At 73.6% G+C, this 16,081-nt stretch carries 12 protein-coding genes; 3 read left to right on the plus strand and 9 right to left on the minus strand.

From position 1 onward, the window contains the following. Positions 1 to 121: 121 nt before the first annotated feature. Complete coding sequence (locus CNX65_RS22815; RefSeq protein WP_096495596.1) at positions 122 to 1,894, minus strand: condensation domain-containing protein; 1,773 nt, start codon at positions 1,892 to 1,894, stop codon at positions 122 to 124. Positions 1,895 to 2,188: 294 nt separating this feature from the next. Between CNX65_RS22815 and CNX65_RS22820 the strand changes: the two genes are divergently transcribed. Continuing rightward, positions 2,189 to 3,646, plus strand: coding sequence for a class I adenylate-forming enzyme family protein (locus CNX65_RS22820; protein ID WP_096497938.1), 1,458 nt, complete (start codon positions 2,189 to 2,191; stop codon positions 3,644 to 3,646). A gap of 286 nt (positions 3,647 to 3,932) precedes the next feature. Here the strand turns inward: CNX65_RS22820 and CNX65_RS35605 are convergent, their stop codons facing one another. Further along, on the minus strand, positions 3,933 to 4,193 hold the full coding sequence (locus tag CNX65_RS35605) for a hypothetical protein (RefSeq protein ID WP_157767799.1): 261 nt from the start codon (positions 4,191 to 4,193) through the stop codon (positions 3,933 to 3,935). A gap of 346 nt (positions 4,194 to 4,539) precedes the next feature. Here CNX65_RS35605 and CNX65_RS22825 point away from each other — a divergent pair, with 346 nt between their 5' ends. Continuing rightward, positions 4,540 to 7,590: a S8 family serine peptidase gene (locus CNX65_RS22825; protein WP_157767800.1), complete on the plus strand. Its 3,051-nt coding sequence runs from the start codon at positions 4,540 to 4,542 to the stop codon at positions 7,588 to 7,590. 40 nt (positions 7,591 to 7,630) lie between these two features. On the opposite strand, the gene CNX65_RS22830 is transcribed toward CNX65_RS22825, so the two are convergent. Further along, entirely contained in the window at positions 7,631 to 8,533 is a 903-nt protein-coding gene (locus CNX65_RS22830; protein ID WP_177154318.1) for a LysR family transcriptional regulator, read from the minus strand. A gap of 93 nt (positions 8,534 to 8,626) precedes the next feature. Between CNX65_RS22830 and CNX65_RS22835 the strand changes: the two genes are divergently transcribed. Beyond that, positions 8,627 to 9,715 (plus strand): alcohol dehydrogenase catalytic domain-containing protein, encoded by a 1,089-nt coding sequence (locus CNX65_RS22835; protein ID WP_177154319.1) that lies wholly within the window; start codon positions 8,627 to 8,629, stop codon positions 9,713 to 9,715. A gap of 47 nt (positions 9,716 to 9,762) precedes the next feature. On the opposite strand, the gene CNX65_RS22840 is transcribed toward CNX65_RS22835, so the two are convergent. The 6 genes from CNX65_RS22840 to CNX65_RS22865 all read right to left on the minus strand — a co-directional run bounded on the left by CNX65_RS22840 (position 9,763) and on the right by CNX65_RS22865 (position 16,076). Further along, on the minus strand, positions 9,763 to 10,884 hold the full coding sequence (locus CNX65_RS22840) for a GNAT family N-acetyltransferase (protein WP_096495599.1): 1,122 nt from the start codon (positions 10,882 to 10,884) through the stop codon (positions 9,763 to 9,765). Next, on the minus strand, positions 10,881 to 12,059 hold the full coding sequence (locus tag CNX65_RS22845) for a GNAT family N-acetyltransferase (RefSeq protein WP_096495600.1): 1,179 nt from the start codon (positions 12,057 to 12,059) through the stop codon (positions 10,881 to 10,883). Before CNX65_RS22845 ends, CNX65_RS22840 begins: the two co-directional genes overlap by 4 nt. After that, positions 12,056 to 12,880, minus strand: a complete 825-nt coding sequence (locus CNX65_RS22850; RefSeq protein WP_096495601.1) for an HAD family hydrolase — start codon at positions 12,878 to 12,880, stop codon at positions 12,056 to 12,058. Before CNX65_RS22850 ends, CNX65_RS22845 begins: the two co-directional genes overlap by 4 nt. Continuing rightward, positions 12,870 to 13,424, minus strand: coding sequence for a P-loop NTPase family protein (locus CNX65_RS22855; protein ID WP_096495602.1), 555 nt, complete (start codon positions 13,422 to 13,424; stop codon positions 12,870 to 12,872). Before CNX65_RS22855 ends, CNX65_RS22850 begins: the two co-directional genes overlap by 11 nt. After that, positions 13,421 to 14,128, minus strand: a complete 708-nt coding sequence (locus tag CNX65_RS22860) for a hypothetical protein (RefSeq protein WP_096495603.1) — start codon at positions 14,126 to 14,128, stop codon at positions 13,421 to 13,423. The genes CNX65_RS22855 and CNX65_RS22860 overlap by 4 nt, the downstream gene beginning before the upstream one ends. Positions 14,129 to 14,192: 64 nt before the next feature. Continuing rightward, positions 14,193 to 16,076, minus strand: coding sequence for a B12-binding domain-containing radical SAM protein (locus tag CNX65_RS22865; RefSeq protein WP_157767801.1), 1,884 nt, complete (start codon positions 16,074 to 16,076; stop codon positions 14,193 to 14,195). Between the last annotated feature and the right edge of the window lie 5 nt (positions 16,077 to 16,081).

A 16,081-nucleotide genomic window follows, 5' to 3' on the forward strand; every position in this document is an offset into this window, starting at 1 on the left:
GGGGATGGCGGACAGCGGTCGTCCGCAGTGGCCGTTGCGCGGTTTCCCCGCAATCCCAGAATGCACGTTCCGGGGTGCCTCGCGCCCGCGGCGAGGCACCCCGGAACGTGTTTTCCGGCCATCAGCCGGGATGGTTCGCCGTGAGCAGGGCGAAGCGCGGTTCGCGGCTTTCGTCGCGCTTCAGCAGCGGCGCCAAGCGAGCCAGCGAGTGGTGGGACTGGAGGTGGAACGTGGTCACCCCGCGCCAGCCCCGCGCGCGCAGGAAGCCCATCACGGAGGGGATGTCCCGGATCGACGCGCCCTGGCCGAGGAAGCTGCGCTCCGGGTCCGGCCGGGTCAGCGCGCTGCCCGAGCGCACGGCGTCGAGCAGCGCGCGCAGCGCGCCCGCCGAGGCTGGACGGACAGGCTTGGGGGTGACCGTGGTCATGCTGGCCCCAGGGACGTCCAGGACGCCCGTCGCGTGCTCGGCGGTCTCCACCACCGCGCCCCCCGAGTCCGGCGCGGCGACCGACGGACCGGGGGCGGCGCCTCGGAACAGGCGGCCCCTGGCCACCGCCGCTGCCCGCGCCCGCCGCTCGCGCGACTCTCGGCCCAGGCAGCTGTCCATGATCTCCTCGTGGGCCACTCGCAGCAACGACCTGGCCGCGGCGCCCGACACACCCGTGTGGTGGGTGTAGAGGTCGACCCGCACTCTCTCGTCCTGACCGGCGGCGAACACCCCGATCTCCCTGCCCCCGGGGCGGGCGAAACGCGCCTCGGTGATCACCTCCACCGCAGGTCCGCCCACCGCGCGGGCTCGCCCCGCCACCAACCGCTCCAGGCGCTGCCTGCTGAGCGCGAAGTTGAACCACAGGGGCAGGTCCACGTGCGCGCCCCGGCGCACCGACTCCGCGTGGGCGGCCTCGACGAGCACGTCGTCCCCGGTCCACAGGTGGCGCATCGCGCGCATCGACTGCGCGGCGAGCGCCTTCGCCCGCCGTTCCAGGGACCCCGTCGACGCGTCAGCCCGGAGCAGCACCCCGTGGGGTTCGTACGCCACCACCGAGCTGCCGCCCTGCTGCGGACCCGCCAGGTCCACCAGCGACCTCCAGTGCAGCTCCGGCACGCCCAGCAGGTCCGACAGCGCCCCCGACAGCGCGGCCAGCAGAATGACCGACTCCGGAACCCTCCAGCGCTCCCCCAGCACGAGCAGCCGGTCCGCCAAGGCCGCGGACCGGGAGGTGGCCGTCGTCGAGGGGACCAGCCCATCAGGCAACCAGGCGGGCAGCGGGACCCTGCGGCCCCGATCGGTGAACACCAGCGACGGCGACGACCGGATGGCCTCCTGGACGAACAGAGCGCCCCGCGCCGCGCGCTCCCCGCAGGCCCCGGTCGAGCGCAGCCGCACCCAGTCCGCCAGCGCGAGCGGCTCGGCGGGCGCCTGCCCGGCCAGCAGGCGGTCGACCTCCTCGACGACGGCCGTCACGCCCTTGTCGCCTGCCGCCACGTGGTGGACCACGAAGCCGAGCCGCGTTCCCCCGTTCGAGGGGGCGCGCAGCAGGTACCAGCGGGCGGGCCACTCCTCCTCCAGCCTGATCGGGTCAGAGCGGACCGCAGCCGCCACCGCCGAGCCCGGCTCCTGGCCGTCGTCCAGCTCGACCAGCGGCGGTGACGCGACCGGGTCGATCTCCCGGTGGAGCGCGCCCCCCTCGCCGACGACGATCCGGGAGCGCAGCACCGCGTGCCGCTCCACCACGGCGTCGACGACGGCGCGCGCCCGCGCGACGTCCGGCAGCGGCCACGACGAGATCCGGTGCAGCAGCTCGGTCGGCACGGGCTGGAACGAGGCCAGCCCGTACAGCTCGGCCGCGGTCAGCGGGAGCCGTTCCGGCGCCTCGGCCGAAGTGATCTCCACAGCACTACCCCCGATGTGCCTGCGTGTTCCCGAGATCCCCGAGCCGCTCAGGCGTTCCGCTCCGGGATTCACAGGAAATGGTTTCCCGATGCCCCCTTTTCCGGGAGGTCGCGGCGAACTTTACCGACCTGTCAACTCCGCTCATCCTGTTCGGCTCTCCTCAGGCTCTGGAAACCGAAGACGGTTTTCCGGAAACCTTGACACCGGATCGGAGCGGTGAATAGCTTTTCAGGCAAGAGGGTTTCGGGAACGCGCGGTGGACGGGAGCGACCGGTGCGCTGTGGTGATGGAGTGGTGCACGGGCTCCTCGCGCGGGCCGCTCGCGATCACCCTGATGCCGTGGCGGTCCGGGACCGGCGGGGTGATCTGACGCACGCGGACCTGTGGGCTCTCGGTTCCGACGCCGCGGCGCGCCTGGTGGCGCGGGGCGTGCGACCGCGCGACCGCGTGCTGCTGCGGCTCGCGAACAGCCGGGAGTTCGTCGTCCTGCTCCAAGCCGTGCTCAGGGTCGGCGCCGTCGCCGTGCCCGTGAGCCCGGCGCTGAAGGCCCCGCAGGTGGTCGGGATCGTGGTCGACTGCGAACCCGCGCTGTGCGTCGTGGAGGCGGGCGACACCGCCCTGGGGCGAGGCGGCGTGCAGGTCGTCGAGGTGGCCGAACTGCTCTCGGCCGCGGCGGGCTCGCTGGAGCTGGAAGAGCCGGACGTGGCAGCCGATGACGTCGCGTTCCTGGTGTACACCTCGGGCAGCACGGCCGCGCCCAAGGGCGTCGTGTGCCCGCACGAGCGGGTCGTGTTCGCGGCGCGCGCCATCGCCGAGCGCGTCGGCTACCGGGATGACGACCTGGTCTACGGTCGACTGCCCTTCTCCTTCGACTACGGGCTCTACCAGATCCTGCTCACGGCGCTCGCGGGCGCGGCGCTGGTGCTGCCCGGCGACTCCCCGGACGTGCTCGCGCTGAACCAGATCAGGTCCTTCGGCGTGACGGTCGTGCCGGTGGTCCCGCCGCTCGCGGCGCTTCTGGCGCTCGCCGCGCTGAGGGACCGCGGACCCACCCGCGTGCGCCGCTTCACCAACACCGGCGCGGAGCTGACCGCCGAGCACGCCCGTCGCCTCCGGAAGGCGTTTCCCGGGGCGGACGTCTTGACGATGTACGGCATGACGGAGTGCAAGCGCGTCACCATCTCCGGTCCCGACGACGAGCTGCGGCGACCGGGAAGCGTGGGCACCCCGCTCAGGGGCACGTCCGTTGTGGTCGTCGGGGAGAGCGGTGCGCCTGCGGCGCCGGGCTCGGTCGGTGAGATCGTGGTGCGCGGGCCGCACGTGATGGCGGGGTACTGGCGCGCCCCCGAGGAGACCGCCCGCCGCTACCGCCCCGACCGGGCCACCGGTGGAACCGCGCTGCACACCGGTGATTACGGGTGGATCGACGAGGCGGGCGACCTGCACCTGGTCGGGCGGCGCGACGACATCCTCAAGCGGCGGGGCGTGCGGATCAGCACCACCGAGGTCGAGGCAGCGGCGCTGGCGGTGCCCGGTGTCGTGGAAGCGGCGGTCTCCGACGTTCCAGGACAAGGGCTCCTGCTGTGGTTCACGGGCGCGGTGGACGTCGAGGGCGTGCGGTCCGGGATGGCCGCCCTCCTGGACGCCGCCCGTCTTCCCGACCGCGTTCTGCGGTGTGACGAGCTGCCGCGCACGGTGCACGGCAAGGTCGACAAGAGGGCACTGGCGGAGCACGCCGCCCAGACCGGGTGAACTCGGTTCTCCCGGAGCCCCAACACCCCACCGGCCCGATCGACGTGCAGAAGCGCGCTCTCGTTGACCACCTGCGAGTCCACCGCCGCCCGAACCCGAGCCCGCACGTGCTGACGCTCGGACTCGCTCATCCCGCCACCACCAAGGCACTCCACCGGCGCTGCGGGTTCTTCAACTGCGCCAGCAACCGAGCCGCCACCCGTCTCGCACTGGAGTCGGGGGGGTCGCGGTGGTCGAGTCGGGGGCGTGCGGACGTCGTGACCAAGAAGGGGACGGCCGCCACCGGCTAACTCGGCCCCCCGGATGTCCTCCGATCCCGTCCCAGGCGCACCAGGGTGGTGACCAGGCGGATCGCGGCCACGAGCAGGCCTGGGCCCAGGGTGGCGATCCAGAGGTTCAGCGGTCCCTCCAGCGCGGCGATGAGCGTCAGCGACGCCACCACGTGCAGCAGGAGGAAGGCCCTCGTCATGCGCTGGTTGCCCACCTTCAGCGCCGCGATCACCACCGATGCGGCGGCGATGAGGACCAGCAGTGCGATGACGACCACGTCCGCCTCACCGTCCCCTGCCGGGCGCACCGCGCCGATCGGTGGCCACGCTACCGCGAGGGGAGGCCGTCGCCCGCCTGCGCGTCGGCCTCAACTGCGGGATTCCTGCGCACCCCGCACCTCCGGCAGGTCTGTGAACGGACCGGGTCGCGGCGCGTGCAACAAAACGGCCCCGTGCTGTGTCTCCGGCACCGAGGGCAGTTCCCCCACGGTGCACCGAGGAGATCCCGCGTTGAAACGGTCGTGTCCAGTCGCCGGACTGGTGGCTGTCGTGGTCGCCGCCACGGCAGTCGTTCCGGCTTCCGCAGAAGTCCGACAACAGCATCAGCAGGTCGGGGTCGACGGGTTGACCACCACGGTCACGCTCATCACCGGTGACGTGGTGGATGTCGGCAACGGGCGGGTCCACGTCAGGCGCGCGCCCGGCCGGGAAGGGGTTGGGTTTCGCTCGTTCACGGACACGCGGGGGGACCTGCACGTCGTTCCGGTTGACGTCCAGGCTCGCATCGGCTCCGGGGAGCTCGACGAGCGGCTGTTCGACGTCTCGCTGCTGGCGCGGTCCGGTTACGACGACGCCTCCAGTCGGACCATCCCGCTGATCGTGCAGCAGCAGCAGCAGGGGTTTGGCGCGGCCAGTGCCGGGGCGTTGCCCAGCATCGGGGCGCACGCGGTGGAGGTCGACAAGTCCGGTGGGTACTGGGGCGGCGCCAGGGCCGCCGGGGTGAGCAGGGTGTGGTTGGACGGCAAGGTCGCCGCCTCGCTCGACCGCAGCGCCGCGCAGGTGGGCGCGCCCGCGGCGTGGGCCAAGGGGTTCACCGGCGAGGGGGTCACGGTCGCGGTTCTCGACTCCGGGGTTGACGAGTCGCACCCCGACCTGGCGGGCGTCGTCGTGGAGTCGAGGAACTTCAGCGACAGCGCCACCACCGACGACCGGGTCGGTCACGGCACGCACGTCGCCTCCACCATCGCCGGTGGCGGTCGGCACCGGGGGGTCGCGCCGGGCGCGAAGCTGGTCAGCGGCAAGGTGCTCGGCGACGACGGTGGCGGTTCGGAGAGCGACATCATCGCGGGCATGGAGTGGGCGGCGGGCAGGGCTGAGATCGTGAACATGAGCCTCGGCAGCGCGTGGCCGGACGAGGGTTCCGATCCGATGTCGTTGGCGCTCAACCGGATCAGCGCGCAGACCGGCGCGCTGTTCGTGGTCGCCGCGGGCAACTCCGGCGCCGCGGTGGGCTCCCCCGCGTCCGCCGACGCGGCCCTCACCGTCGGCGCCGTGGACCGCGACGACCGGCTCGCCGCGTTCTCCTCACGGGGTCCGCGCTGGGGCGACAACGCCGTCAAGCCCGACATCACCGCCCCCGGTGTCGACATCGTCGCCGCGAAGGCCAAGAACGGTCAGGCGGGCACCCCGGTCGACGAGGGGCACGTGTCGATGTCCGGCACGTCGATGGCCACCCCGCACGTCGCGGGGGCGGCGGCGGTCCTGGCCGCGCGGCACCCGTCGTGGAAGGCCGAGGACATCAAGGCGGCGCTGATGAACAGCGCCGAGCCCAACCCGTCGCTGACCGCCTACGAGCAGGGCGCCGGGCGGCTCGACGTCGACCGGGCCGTCTCCTCCCCGGTCACCACCGGGCGCGGCAGCTTCTCGCTGGGCCTCGCGCGGTGGCCGCACGACGACGACGAGCCGATCACCCGGAAGTTGGTCTACCGCAACGACGGCGCGTCGGCGGTGACCGTCGACCTGGGCGTCACCGACGTCGAGCCCGCCGCCACCGGACTGTTCAGCGTCTCGCCCGCGAGGCTCACGATCCCGGCAGGCGGCACGGCCGAGGCGACGGTCAGCGCGGACACGAGGGCGAACGTGCCGGACGGCGTGCACGGGGCCGCCGTGGTGTCGTCCGGTGGCGTGCGCGTGGTGGTCGGCGTGGTGAAGGAGGTCGAGAGCTACGACGTGGAGCTGACGTTCCTCGACCACAACGGCACGCCCACGCCGAACTACCAGTACCGGTTCGTCGACATCGACCAGCCGCTGGCCCACTTCCGCACCGACCCGTCCGGCACGGTCGTGCAGCGGCTGCCCAGGGGGCGGTACTTCTTCGACGGCGCGATCAACACCTACGACGCCGGCCCGAACCGGGCCGGTCTGACCACGGCGCTGACCGAACCCGCGCTGGAGGTCGCCGCCGACACCGGGATCGTCTTCGACGCGCGCCAGGCCGTGCGGCCCTCGATCGCGGTCGACCGCGCGGACGCGGCCACCGTGAGCGCGAGCCTGGAATTCGCCATGCGGACCCCCTGGGGCGACACCGGGAACGCCTGGGACTTCCCCTCGTTCGACTCGACCTCGGTCCGCCCGTCCACGACCTCGTGGCCGGGGTTCGAGTTCCACGCCGGGAGCGTGCTCGCGAGACCGGACGGTCGCGGCGCCTTCGACGGCAGCCCGTACCAGTACCACGTGCGGGTCTCCGAGAAATCGCGTGTGCCGTCCGACGTGCGGCGCTCGGTGCGGGACGGCGACCTGGCGCGCGTCCGCTCGATCACGCACGCCCGCGTGCCGGGCTCCGTCGGCAGGCGCGACGACGGCGCCTCCGGCCCGCTCCCGCTGGTGCTGCAGGAGTTCTACACGCCGGACGTCGACTGGTCCGGTCGGGTGGAGGAGTTCGCGGAGCTGGGCGAGCACCCCGCCCTCGGCTCGCAGCACTCGGTCGCCCCGCGCGTCTTCCGGCTCGGCGCGCCGGTCACCGAGCACTGGAACAGCGCCGTCTACGGTCCAGGGTTCCCGAACGGGACGGGGTACGCGCGGCACGCGGTGCGGCTGGGCGGCGAACTGCTGGTCGACGTGCCGCTGTTCAGCGCGCGGGGCATGAGGGGTCTCGGTGTGGAGGCCGGGCGCACCACCGTGGTGCTGGACGACGAGGTGATCGCCGACGAACCGGCGCCGGGGCGCGCTCACGTGGTGGGAGCGCCTGCGGAGAAGAGGCGCTACCGGGTGCGCGCGGAGGGGACGCGCGACTCGCAGTCGTCGAAGGTCACCGCGGACTGGTCGTTCACGTCGGAGTTCGTCCCCGGCGACGTGCCCCGGCCGGTGCCGCTGCTGGCGGTGCGGTTCGCGCCGGAGCTCGACCCGCTCAACCGGGCGGGTCGGGCCGTCAGCGTGCCGATCACGGTGGAGCGCAACGGGGTGGGGGCCGTCACGGACGTCGGGGAGTTGGCGGTGGAGGTGTCCTACGACGAGGGCGGGACGTGGGAGCCGGTGCCGCCGCGCAGGGTCGGGGGTGGGTGGCAGGTCTCGCTGGTGCACCCGCGCGGCGCGAAGAACGTGTCGTTCCGGGCTCGGGCGGCGGATTCCGGCGGTGAGGTGCGGCAGACGGTGATCCGCGCGTACGACCTGGGGTGACGGCGCGGCGGGTGCGGTGAGCCGGAGGTGCGGGGTCGGTCTACCGGGTCGACCCCGCACCTTCGACCGCCTCGACGACCGCCCTGACCGCCGGTGGTGTGGGGCCGGGGAGGCGGGCTGTGAGGACTCTGCGGATCTCGGGGGGCGCGCCCTCGACTCGCAGGGTGCGGACGCCGGGTGGGAGCAGCGGGGTCAGGGTCGTGGGGATCGTGGTGACGCCGGAGCCTGCCGCTACCAGGTGGAGCTTCGTCAGCCAGTCGCGGGCGACGTGGACCACGCGGCCTCGGCCCGGCAGACCCGGCCAGACGCCCAGCAGGGGTTCCGCGCTTGACGAGGGGCTCGCGATCCACGGGGCGTCGACCAGTTCGTCCACGTGCACGCTGTCACGGGCGGTGAACGTGCCGGTGCTGGGGGCGGCCACCAGGAGTTCGACGTCCTGGACGACCGTGACGCGCAGGCGTGGGGACTCGGCGTCCGGTGGGCGGTGGGGTGGGCGGGAGGTGAGCACGGCCACGTCCAGGGAACCGGCGCGCAGGGCGCGGGCCAGTGCGGGGGTGGTGCCCTCGCGGGTGGTGAGCCGGAGTTGCGGGGACGTGTCGGCGAGCCTGGTGAGGGTGGCGGGTAGGAGCAGCGGGCCTGCGCTGGGGACCACGCCCAGGCGCACCCGCTGCACGCGCGGGACCCGGTCGGTCAGGTCGCGTTCGGCCGCGTCCAGGGATTCCAGGATCGAGTTGGCGTGGCGCAGCAGGGACAGGCCGTGGCGGGTGAGGCGCACGCCGTCGGTGCGTCGCTCGAACAGGGTGGCGCCTGCCGCGCGCTCCAGGGCGATCGCCTGGCGGGAGATCGCGGACTGGGTGTAGCCCAGCTTGGCGGCAGCCGCGGTGAAGCTGCCGGACTCGGCGATCTGGCACAGCACGCGCAGGTTCGCGCTCGACACGTCCATGCCCGGTACGCATACCAGGGTTGCCGGTTCTTCGCTTCCCGCATGGGGGTGGCCCGCCTAGCGTCGGGTGGGAGGCGAGGGAAGGGGTTTTCCATGCGTGCTGCGACGTTGACGGCGTTCGGCTCTCCGCTCGTGGTGGGCGAGGTGCCCGATCCGGTGGCGGGTGGCGGTGAGGTGCTGGTCGAGGTGCTGGCGACCTGCGTTCCGCCTTACGCGGCCGAGGTGTTCAGCGGGGAGCGGCGGTATCCGCTGGAACCGCCGGTCGTGCCGGGGGTGGGCGGGATCGGGCGGGTGGTGGGCGTGGGGGCGGACGCGACCAGGTTGGCGGTGGGCGACCTGGTGTGGTGCGACTCGACGGTGCGCGCCCGTGACGACGCGCTGACGCCGGACATCGCGCTGCAGGGGTGGAGTTCGCGCGGTGAGGGTGGGGCGAAGCTGGCGCGGCACCTGCACGACGGGGCGTTCGCCGAGCTGATGCGGGTTCCCACCGAGAACGCGCACCTGCTGCCTGCCGGGGCGGCGGAGGATCCTGCGCGGTGGTCGGCGTTGGTGGTGCACACCATCAGCTACGGCGGGTTGCTGGCGGCACGGCTCGCGGCCGGGGAGACGGTGGTGGTGAGCGGGGCCACCGGGAACCTGGGCAGCAGCGCGGTGGCTGTCGCCCTCGCGCTGGGGGCCGGGCGCGTGGTGGCCCCAGGGCGGAACCGGGACGTCCTGGAGCTGCTGGTCGACCGGTTCGGGGCGCGGGTGCGGCCGGTTGAGCTGAGCGGGGACGAGGACGGGGACCGCGCGGCCGTGGTGGCCGCGGCGGGCGGACCGGTCGACGTGGTGCTGGACCTCCTGCCGCCCAGCGCGCCCAGTTCGGTGACGCGGGCGGCGGCCATGACCGTGCGGGAGCGGGGGCGGGTCGTGCTGATGGGCGGGGTGGGGATGCTCGGCGGGGCGGACCTCGCCCTGCCGTACCCCTGGATCATGCGCAACTCGGTGACCGTGCGCGGGCAGTGGATGTACCCGCGCACGGCCAACGTCGGCGTGATCCGGCTCGTGGCGGGCGGGGTGCTGGACCTGGGGCCTGAGCGCGTCACCCGGTTCGGGCTCGAACGGGTCGAGGAGGCGGTGGCCCACGCCGCCGCGCACGGCGGGGCCTTCGAGCGGACGGTTCTCGTGCCGCGGTCCGGGTGATGCGGCGGCGGGGCGGTGCGGCAGTTGGGCGGTGAAGCGGCGGGCGGTCAGCGCCCGATCTTGGTGAACGCGTCGGCCGACCACTCGTCGTGGTTCGTGCCGCCGCCCGCCTCCGCGGCGATCGCGTCCGCCAGGGCGCGGTCGGCCGCGGGGTCGTGCTGGCGCAGCGCGCCTCTGCGCAGGGGCACGGGGATCGCGCAGGCCCACTGGGGGTGCAGGGTCGCCGCCCTCCTGGCCTTGGCGTTGAGGGAGGCCACGCCCAGGTGGAGGGTGGTGAGGCCGTGCGCTTCCATGTAGCGCAGCGGCTCGTAGTAGACGGTGTTGAAGTACTCGAAGGCGTTGTGCAGGCGGGAGTAGTCGAACCCGGCCACGCGGGCGTAGAGGGTGTTCTGCCAGCGGAAGTCGACCGAGCAGCCGACCAGGGCGCCCGCCGCGTCCTGGCAGCGGAAGACGACGCTGGAGTCGTCGGCGCAGCGGGCCTGCTCGGTCAGGAAGCGGGTGATCTCCTCGGTGGGCAGGGCCGAGTCGTAGCGGGCGCCGGTGGTCGCGATCAGCGGGACCACCTCGGTGAGGGTCTCCGACAGGCGGGCGGTGTCCACGGTGAAGCCCGCCTCGGCGAAGCGGCGCCACTCGTGCTCCTTCTTGCGCGCGTTCTTGCCCAGCAGGCGCTTGTACGAGGCGAAGGTGCCGCCTTCGTTGTGCAGCACGCCCTCCGCCCCGCGCAGCACCGCCCCCGCCTCCAGGTCCACGGCCAGCAGCGCCAGGTCCGAGGAGGTCAGGTGGTCCAGGAGCAGGGCGGACCTGCCGCGTTCGGCGGCCAGTTCGGCCAGGGCGTGCAGGAGCAGCGTCACGTGCGCGCGGGTGTGGCGCTCGCCGTCCTGGCGGACCAGGAGCTGGTTGTGGTAGCCGGTTCTCGGGCCCGCGCGGAGCACGCTCGCGCCACCCGCGACGGGGAGCGGGGCGGGGGGCGAGGTGAACTCGTAGACGGGCGACGCCGCCAGGAGCTCACCCGCCCGCTCCACCACCACGTAGGTCGGCCTCGCCGCGGCGGAGCGCTCCTGGGAGCGCAGCCAGGCGTGGCTGGAGTAGAAGCCCAGCGGGCCCACCAGGGAGTCCCAGGACTCCCGCGGTATCTCGTCCAAGGTGTCCAGTCGGCGCACCGTCGTCATGCCGTCCCCCTGTCCGGCAGCCAGGACTGGGCGTCCAGGCCGCCCACCACGAACTTGCCGAACTGGTCGGCGAACTCGGCGATCTTGCGGCGGTTGTGCGCCTCCACCACGCCCGGCGCCACCGGGAGCGGCTCGCCGACGCCGGTGAACACGCTGTACAGCGGCACCGGCAGGGCGCCCCGGCCCAGCTTGGCCTCGTAGGTGCCGACGCCCAGGTTGATCGCGGTCAGGCCGCGCTCCAGGCCGGTGCGGACCGCCTCGTACATCAGGACCGTGAAGTAGTCCGAGCGGCCCGGCAGGTCGTAGTCGAAGCCGACGACGCGCGAGTACAGGCGGTCGTCCCGGCGGTAGCGCAGGGCGAACGCGGCCGGGCGGCCCTCGTCGCGGACCAGGAGCACGGAGCTGTCGGCGCTCAGGTGCCGGGCCTGCCGGTCGTAGACCTCCAGCGCGCGGTCGAGGCTGTACCAGGTGTGGCCGTACTTCTGCATCAGGGCGTTGTTGAGCGGGGCGATCACGTCGACCACGCCGGACAGCTCCAGCTCCTCGACGGTCCTGCCGCTCTCGGCGAAGTCGCGCAGCTCGCGGCGCACGCGGGTGCGGCGGTTGCGGGGCAGCCAGGACAGGTAGTCGTCGAAGGTCCAGTCGAGGCGCAGGACGTTCTCCACGTCCTGCAGGACGACCACCGCGCCCTCGTGGGCCGCGGCCACCTCCAGGGCCTCCTCCAGGGGGAGGTAGAGGTAGGCGAGGAGGTGGGCGTTCCGCTCCGCGGCCCAGGCGGCGGTGTCCTGGGCCAGGGCGGTGATCGCGGCTCGGCGCTCCGCGGCGGGCAGGCCGGGGCGGACGGGGAGCTGGCCCCGGAACTCGGACCATCCCGCGCCCAGGACGAAGGGGGCGCGCTCGTAGGACTCGGCGCGTTCCGGGGCGACCAGGCCGTCCAGGAGGAACGTGGGCGCGTAGAGCCGGTGCGGCGGTTCGGTGAACGAGTACGACTCCAGGCCCGCCACGGGGCCGTCGTCGTCGGTGGCGATGAGGTGGCGGGCCGCCGCGGTCTCCGGCAGCTCCTCCTCGCGCACGCCCAGCCAGCCCGAGGCCGAGTAGGTCGTGGCCCGCTCGCGCAGGGCGTCCCAGTCCTCGGCCGGGGTCTCGGCGGCGGTGCTGTGGGCGGTGAGCTTCATCGGAAGTCCTTCTCCTGTGCGGCTGCTGCGGCTGTCCCGGTGTGCAGCGCCAACTCTTCCAGGTGCGCCGCGACGCCGTCCTCGTCGTTGGTCCCGATCACCTCGTCGGCGGCCAGCAGCACCTCCTCGGCGGCGTTGCCGACGGCGACGGCGGTGCGGGCGAGGGCGAACATGCCCAGGTCGTTGGGGGCGTCGCCGTAGACGGCCTCGGCCAGGGGGCCCGCGCCGGAGCGGGACAGGACCCACTCCAGCGCGGTGCGCTTGTCGGCGCCCGGCGCGGAGAGCTCCAGCAGACCGGCCGAGGAGGAGGTGCAGCCCAGGCCCAGGCGGCGCGCGAGGTCGTCGCCGACCTCGGGCGGGCAGCCGATCACCATGAGGCACAGGACGTCCTGGCCCGGCGGGACGGTGGTGGACCTGCGCACCCGCGCGGCGCCGCTGACCAGGACGTCCGGCCAGTCCGGGGACAGGACGCGGTCGTGCGCGCGGTCCAGCGCCCAGACCGCGCCGGGGCAGCGCTCGGCCAGCGCGGTCACGGCGGCGGCGGTCAGCGCGGCGGGCATGGCGACGGTGCGCAGCACGCGCTCGGAGGGCAGCTCGGCCACGACCGCGCCGTTGGAGGCGACCAGGTAGCGCACCGGGGCCGCGTCGCGCAGCAGCGCCACCGCGCTCCACAGCGGGCGCGCGGTGGCGCACACCAGCAGCAGACCCGCCTCGGCGGCGCCCCGCAGGGCGCGCGCCGACCGGCCTGACAGCGCGCCGGACGAGTCCAGGAGGGTGCCGTCCAGGTCGGTCGCGATCAGGCGGGCCACCTCACCGGTCAACGGGCGCCACCCCGTCCGCCAGCGACCTGGCCAGCGCCACCGGGTCCGCCGTGCGGCTGCGCACGAGCACCGCGCCGCCGCCGCGCAGGGCGTCGAACAACCGCTCGTTGTCGGCCCTGATGCGGCGGCGCAACCTGAGCGCGAACACCAGGATCGACCTCGGGCCGAACACGCTGGTGAACGACTCGCGGTTGCCCGCGCCGAGGTCCTGGCCGCTCACGAGCCTGGTCAGGGTGCGGCGCAGCAGGCGCGGCCAGGACACGCGCAGCGGCGGGTCGAGCCACACCACGCAGTCCGCCGTGGCGGCGAACGCGTCCACCGCCACGGCGTACTGGCCGTCGACCACCCACGCCGGTTGCCGCAGCAGGACGTCGAGCTCCGCGCGCAGCTCGGCGTCCTGCCTCGGGGTCCAGTTCTCCCGCCAGTACAGGCGGTCCAGCTCCACGTGCCTGCTGCCGGTGGTGGCGGCGAAGGCCCTGGAGAACGTGGTCTTGCCGCTGGCTGAGCCGCCGAGCACCCAGACCCGGCGCGGCGGCCCGCTCACCCCGCCACCGGGGTGTGGAAGCGGTGCGCGATCACGGCGGCGTAGCGGTGGTAGTGCCACTGCTCGAACCCGACGTGGCTCTCGCCGTGGATGCCGAGGTCGACGTTCTCGAAGACCTCCCAGCCGTCGCGGGCGATCATGCCGTCCACCTCGGCGACGGGCGGGTAGTAGCCGCACGCCCGGTCCTCGGGGGTGAGGCCGACGAGGTAGTCGGCGAAGAACACGCCGCCGGGGGCGACCATGCCCATGGCGTGGTCGAACAGCGCCTGCATGGTGTGCTTGCGGTTGGGGGGCATGGACCACAGGCCGCTGCCCATGACGAACTGGAAGGCGCCGTCGGCGGGCAGGGTCATGTAGTCCTGCTCGACGATCGTGCAGCGGTCCTCCAAGCCCTCGTCGGCGAGCCGCTTGCGCAGACCGGTGATCTCGTGGCGGCCGTCGACCAGGTCGAGCGCGCCGCCGTCGAGGAACAGCTCGTCGGTCTCCACGCCGACGACCTCCCAGCCGGCGCGCAGCAGCGGCAGGGCGAACTTGCCGTCGGAGGCGCCGAGCACGCAGGCGCGCGGGCGGACGGCCTGCGCGTAGCGGCCGAGCGGGATGTACCGCGACAGCGCGGGGAAGTAGGTGAAGTACGGGGCCCAGTAGCTGCCGGGGTCGACCGCGAGCGGCGGGTTCAGCGTCGGGTCCAGCTTCGGGTTCAGCATCGTCGTCCTGTTCGTCGGCGCCGGTCGTGGCGCGTTCCTGCAACTGCCCGGCGCGGGGGCCGCGTCACGCCGCGCCGCTCTCCTCGATCGCGCTGTTGCGCACCGAGCCCCACCGCTTGGCCGCCGAGTCGTGGATGTACCAGATGTCGTCCTCGGTCAGCAGCTTGGAGACCACGTCGGGGTAGGCCTCCTCGAAGAACGTGTACGGCGGCTTGTTCTCCTTGCGGGAGTGGTAGTCCAGCTCGTCCTGGCCGTGCTCGGCGGAGATGCCGGTGCCGGGGTGGTAGGTGAGGATGTTGGGGCTGGCCATGATGAGCAGCCCGTCGTCGATGAGCGCGCCGATCTGCTCGATGGTCTCGGCGATCGTGCCCCGGTCCTCGCCGTCCAGGCCGAACAGCACCGAGCTGCCGACCCGGATGCCGTGCGAGCGGATCTTCTCCAGCGCCTCGCGGACCTTGCCCACCCACGGCTCGGGGTTGCGGCGCAGCAGGTTCTTCTTGACGTGCTTCATGACCTGCTCGGCCATCGACTCGATGCCGATGTAGACGTAGGTGCACCCGGCCTCGCGCATCAGGTCGAGCCCGGCGCCGACCTCGTCCCACTTGGCCCGGTTGAGCACCACGTCGACGGTGAGCTGCGCGCCCCACTCCAGGTCGCGCACCGACCGGTGCCCGTGCGCGGCGGACTCGGGGTCCTCGCACGGCCGGTCCGCCAGCTCCTTGAGGTCGCGGCAGAAGTCGGCGATGGCGTTCCAGTTCCCGCCCCAGAACACCGGGTCGTCGAAGAACATCGCCTCGGCGCCCCAGTCGACCAGGCGCTGCACCCGCAGGGCGACCTCCTGCGACTCGGTGATGGCGAACCGGGTCGGCAGGCTCTTGACCGCGCTGCTCTCCGAGCAGAAGGTGCACTTGAACGGGCAGGCGTCCAGGGTCATCATGTGCGCGGTCCGGCTGCCGTGCGGGGACGAGCCCGCCCGCTCGAACACGCCGAAGCGGGCCCTGATGGCGAACGCGTCGTACGGCGAGGGCAGTTCGGCCCTGCCCAGGGAGCGCCCGCGCAGCGGTTGCACGTCGACCTCGCGCGCGCCGAACCCGACGACGACGCCGACGCCCTCCAGGTCGGCGCGCGAGTTCGCGAGCAGGCGCAAGGAGTCCATGACCGCGTCGACGTCGGTGGGGCCGAAGCCGGGGTCGCAGACCAGGCCGACGGCCTGCATGAGCAGGTCGAGCAGCGGGGCGCCGTCGCCGGAGACGACGAAGTCGACCACGCGCTCGTGGCGGCCGTCGAGCTGCACCTGCGCGGTGCTGCTCCACGACAGCTGGACCAGGCCGGAGCGCTTGTCGACGCGGACGGTCTCGTCGGCGTGCCTGCCGCCGAGCACCACCAGGCACCCCGGGACCAGGCGCTTGGCGGTCTCGGCCATCTCCAGCGCGTACCGGTGCGCCGCCGACACCGCGCTGAGCAGCAGGACCTTGGGGCGCAGCGCGACCAGCTGCGCGGAGAACGCCTCGCGCGCCTCGGCGTCCCAGACGCGCGGGTCGAACACCTTGCCGTCGGTGGTCGGGTTGTCGGCGGCGAGCCCGGCCCTGGGACCGGACTGGGCCCGCCGGTACGCCAGGTCCGGGTAGTGGCCCCAGTCCGGGTACAGGTCGTCCACGTGCGGCCGTGCGGCGAGCCCGGACTCCCTGCGCCCCACCGAGCGCCGGATGGTGCTGATCAGCGCCGAGTACAGGCACATGGGGTCGCCGGGGTAGGCGATCTCACCGCCCCGGTTGGTGGCCACCGGCACGAGCGCGGCCAGCACCGGGAAGCGCAGCGCCGCCTCCCCGTCGGCTCCGGCGGCCTCGGCGAACCGGGCCCTCCGCTCGGCCAGCAGTCGGGTGAGCCGCACGTCCGGAACGGGCGGCAGCGGCCCGGCCGCGATCACCTCGCGCACCACGACATCCACTTCGG

It is taken from the genome of Actinosynnema pretiosum, assembly GCF_002354875.1.
Taxonomy (GTDB): Bacteria; Actinomycetota; Actinomycetes; order Mycobacteriales; family Pseudonocardiaceae; genus Actinosynnema; species Actinosynnema auranticum.